This window comes from Hydrogenophaga sp. A37 (assembly GCF_002001205.1).
Taxonomy (GTDB): Bacteria; Pseudomonadota; Gammaproteobacteria; order Burkholderiales; family Burkholderiaceae_C; genus Hydrogenophaga.
The window spans coordinates 1-1,181 of sequence record NZ_MUNZ01000009.1 but is presented as its reverse complement, the minus strand read 5'-3'; the positions used below and the strand labels follow the sequence as shown (position 1 = coordinate 1,181).

Here is a 1,181-nt window from a genome sequence, read left to right as displayed (position 1 = left end):
GGATGGTCTGCACAACACCCGGATCTGCGTGGGCTGATGCTCGCAATTTCAAATGGCGGCAATTTTTGCTGATCAAGAGGTGTTTTCGGGCTAATTTCACTCCTGTTGGCGACCCCTTGGCCGCATTCAGACGCACTCATCCCCGGACCTCCTTCAACAGCATTCGGCGCACCATCCAGATGTTGGACAACGCAAAAAGGGTGTGCAGCTGCGCCGTGTTTTTGGCCAACCCCCGGTAGCGCACCTTCACATGCCCAAACTGGCGCTTGATCACCCGGAACGGGTGCTCGACTTTGGCCCGGATGCGCGCCTTGGTCTTCTCCAGTGCTTCCATGATCGCGCCCATGGGCGTGTCCTTGTCCAGCGCCTTGCGATGGCTGGGCATCATGGCCACGTACCAGTTGATCTCAGGATGGTCCTTGATCACTTCATCGCGCTTGTGAACGCCCCGGTAGCCCGAGTCGGCAAAGACATCGGTTTCGTCGCCGTGCAGCAGAACGCTTGCCTGGGTGATGTCGTGTGCATTGGCCGCCGTGGCCGTGACGGTGTGCACCAGGCCCGAGTCGGCGTCCACACCAATGTGCGCCTTCATCCCGAAGTGCCATTGATTGCCTTTCTTGGTCTGGTGCATCTCGGGGTCGCGCTCGCCGCTGCTGTTCTTGGTCGAACTGGGCGCGGCAATGAGCGTGGCGTCGACCACCGTGCCACTCTTCAAGAGCAGGCCTTTGTCGGCCAGCGTGGCGTTGACTGTGGCCAGCAGTTGCAGGCTCAGGTTGTGGGTTTCGAGCAGGTGGCGAAAGCGAAGAATGGTGCTCTCGTCGGGCAGGTTGTCTTCTGCGGCATCCAGGCCCGCAAACTCGCGAAACATGGGTGTGTCGTACAGGGCTTCTTCCATCGCCGGGTCGGACAGGTTGAACCATTGTTGAAGGAAGTGAATGCGCAGCATGGTCCGCACGGCAAATGGCGGGCGCCCGCCCTTGGCGCCGGGCGCAGGTGCATGCGGGGCAATCAGCGAAATCAGCTCTGCCCAAGGCACCACCAGGTTCATCTCATCGAGGAACTCGCGCTTGCGCGTTCTCTTGGTCTTGCGCTCGAATCCGCTCTCGCTCAGGCTCATCTGTTTCATAACGTCAATCTCGCACATCCCGTGCCAGTGGCGACGGTTCTGCAGACGTTCCCTA

Annotated in this window: 1 protein-coding gene; it reads right to left on the bottom strand. The window is 60.1% G+C overall.

The genetic code is table 11. The features are described 5' to 3' along the window. Positions 1-136 precede the first annotated feature (136 nt). Positions 137-1,126, bottom strand: a complete 990-nt coding sequence (locus B0E41_RS00035) for an IS5 family transposase (RefSeq protein ID WP_143433577.1) — start codon at positions 1,124-1,126, stop codon at positions 137-139. Between the last annotated feature and the right edge of the window lie 55 nt (positions 1,127-1,181).